The sequence below is a fragment of the Actinomadura sp. 7K507 genome, from assembly GCF_004348425.1.
In the GTDB taxonomy this organism is placed as follows: Bacteria; Actinomycetota; Actinomycetes; order Streptosporangiales; family Streptosporangiaceae; genus Spirillospora.
Window position 1 is genome coordinate 1 of record NZ_SMKK01000475.1, and the last position, 2408, is coordinate 2408.

General features: G+C 71.8%; 2 protein-coding genes and 1 pseudogene. All 3 read right to left on the reverse strand.

The window, feature by feature from the left end; all coding sequences use genetic code 11:
• On the reverse strand, positions 1-686 hold a 686-nt coding region (locus tag E1285_RS44545; protein WP_132160944.1), incomplete at its 3' end, for a DEAD/DEAH box helicase.
• On the reverse strand, positions 683-2026 hold the full coding sequence (brxD, locus tag E1285_RS44550) for a BREX system ATP-binding protein BrxD (RefSeq protein ID WP_132160945.1): 1344 nt from the start codon (positions 2024-2026) through the stop codon (positions 683-685). The genes brxD and E1285_RS44545, both read right to left, overlap by 4 nt.
• Positions 2026-2408: pseudogene (locus tag E1285_RS46335) on the reverse strand (BREX-2 system phosphatase PglZ); the annotation flags it as partial. The gene brxD and the pseudogene E1285_RS46335, both read right to left, overlap by 1 nt.

Here is a 2408-nt window from a genome sequence, read left to right on the forward strand (position 1 = left end):
AAGACCGGGTGGCTGTCCGGGCGGGCCGGGACGTCCACGCCGGGGGCGATGACGCTGGCGGGGCGGCGGAAGGAGCCCTGGAGCCAGCTCAGCAACGCCTCCGGGTTCCCCACGGTGGCCGACAGGCCGACGCGCTGAACCGGCCCGCCGGTGAGCCTCGCCAGCCGTTCCAGGACGGCCAGCAGGTGCCAGCCCCGGTCGTCGCCGGCGAAGGCGTGCACCTCGTCGACCACGACGGCCCCTGTCCCGCGGAACCAGCGGCGATGGTCCACTTTCGTGCTCACCAGCATGGATTCGAGCGACTCGGGCGTGGTCAGAAGCACTTCAGGAGGTTCGCGCAGGAGGCGGGCGCGTTGCCCGCCGGTGACGTCGCCGTGCCAGACCGCCGCGCGCATGCCGAGCCAGCCCGCATACGTCTCCAGCCGCGGCAGAAGGTTGTTGAGCAACGCCTTGAGCGGTGCGAGGTACAGCAGTGACGGTGCGTCCCAGGACTCGGCCGTCATTCTCGTCAGCAGCGGGAACAGAGCGGCCTCGGTCTTGCCGCCCGCGGTCGGTGCGAGGAGGAGCGCGTCCTCGCCGGAGATGAGCGGCGCGACGGCCTCGTCCTGCAGTGGACGCAACGCCGTCCAGCCCAGTCCGTTGACGATGTGGTGCGCGAGCGACGGGTGGAGCGCGCCGATGCTCATGGCAGGTCGAGTTCGACGTCGTCGGCGTCGGTGGCGCGCTGCCGCCAGGCGTTGCGTTCGACATCGGACAGTTCCGTGGGCGACAGGGTGAGCGAATAGTGGCGGCGCGGATCGAACTCGTCGAACTGGTCGACCCGGTCGAGGACCTGCTCGACGAGCTTGCGCAGGAAGATCCGCGGCGCGATGCCGGTCCGCCCGCCCAGTTCCCCCGTGACGGCCCGCGCCAGATCGCCGACGTAGGCGTCGTCGGCCAGCGACGTGACGCGCGGGTCCGCGTCCACGGCGTACAGGTCACGGACGCGGCTCCCGAGCCGCGTCAGTTTGTCCAGGTCGAAGCCGGTCAGACGGATCTGCACGGCGCGGGGGTTGTCGAACCTCGGGTCGCCGAAGTCGGTCGCGAGCCGCTGCGCGAGGGGCGGGAGCCGCTGGACGCCCTGATGCCCCTCGTAGAACGCGGGCGTGCCGGTGATCATCAGGTAGAGGCCGGGAAACCGGCCGCCGTCCATCTCGTCCAGGAGCTGCCGGAGGGCGTTGAGGCCCTTCTCCCGCACGTCGCTGCGGACCCGCTGCAGCGTCTCGATCTCGTCCAGGACGATGAGCAGGCCCGGATGCCCGGAGTCGCGCAGGACGGCCAGGAGCCCCTGCAGGAAACCGAGGGCTCCGAAATGGTCGAGGTCGCCCTTGATGCCGGCGGTCCGCTTGGCCGCCGCGGATACGTTGGGCTGGCCGCCGATCCACGCGATGAGCCCCTCGGCAGTGGCCGCGTCGCCCGACACGGCCGCTCTGCGGTAGGCGCGGAGCGCGGCGGCGAACGCGGGCGTCGTCCGGGCGACGGACGCGAGCCGCCGTTCGAGCAGCTCGTCCACGCCCCGCTGGAGGGCGTCGGGGTCGGGCATCCCATCCGCAGCGGAGGGGACGGAGCCCGCCGCGAGGACGTCCTCCTCCAGCGTGTAGAACCAGCCGTCGATGACGTCCCGCAGGGCGCTCGGCCGGTGCGACGACGTGGCGAGCCGCTCCACCAGCCTCCGGTACACCGTCTCCAGCCGGTGCAGCGGAGTCTCGGTCTCGGAGATCTGGATCTCGGTGACGGCGAACCCGCGCCGCTTCGCCCGCTCGGCCAGCCACCGTGCGAAGAACGTCTTCCCGGAGCCGTACTCTCCGCGTACGGCCTTGAACACCGCCCCTTCGGCGGCGACCGCGGACAGTTCCTCGTCCAGCGCGTTCCCGAACCGCTCCAGCCCCACCGCGAACAGGTCGAGCCCGGCATGCGGGACGGTGCCGCGCCGCAGTGCGTCGATCACTTCCCGGCGCCGTGCCGGACTCACTCCGGTGACGTCCATCAGCCCTCCAGGAACTGCAGCGTCAGCAGGCCGACGTTGAGCTCCACGGTGCGACCGCCGTCCCCTTCGCTGATGACCTGGTAGCCGTCGACGTTGAGCAGCCGCCCGACCGTGGACACATAGCCCGGCATCCGGAACGCGGGCTGCCCGACGAGCGACGCGGCCCGCCCGGTCGGCAACTTCCCGCCCGCGTCGACGAGTTCGTCGATCAGCGCCGCGACCTCCTCGTCCGGCGGCGCCTTCCGGACGAACCGGCGCTGCTCGGAGAACAGGTCGGACGTGACGATCCGGGTACCGAGGCCGGCTGCGGCAGTAGCGGCCTCGGTGATGCTGAACAAGGCGTCGTCGTCCTGGACGGGGGCCTTCCGCGGGGCCGTCGGCT

What these genes read in the sequence shown, in the direction of transcription:
- brxD (WP_132160945.1), bottom strand. Translation starts at nt 2,026, where the DNA reads ATGGACGTCACCGGAGTGAGTCCGGCACGGCGCCGGGAAGTGATCGAC.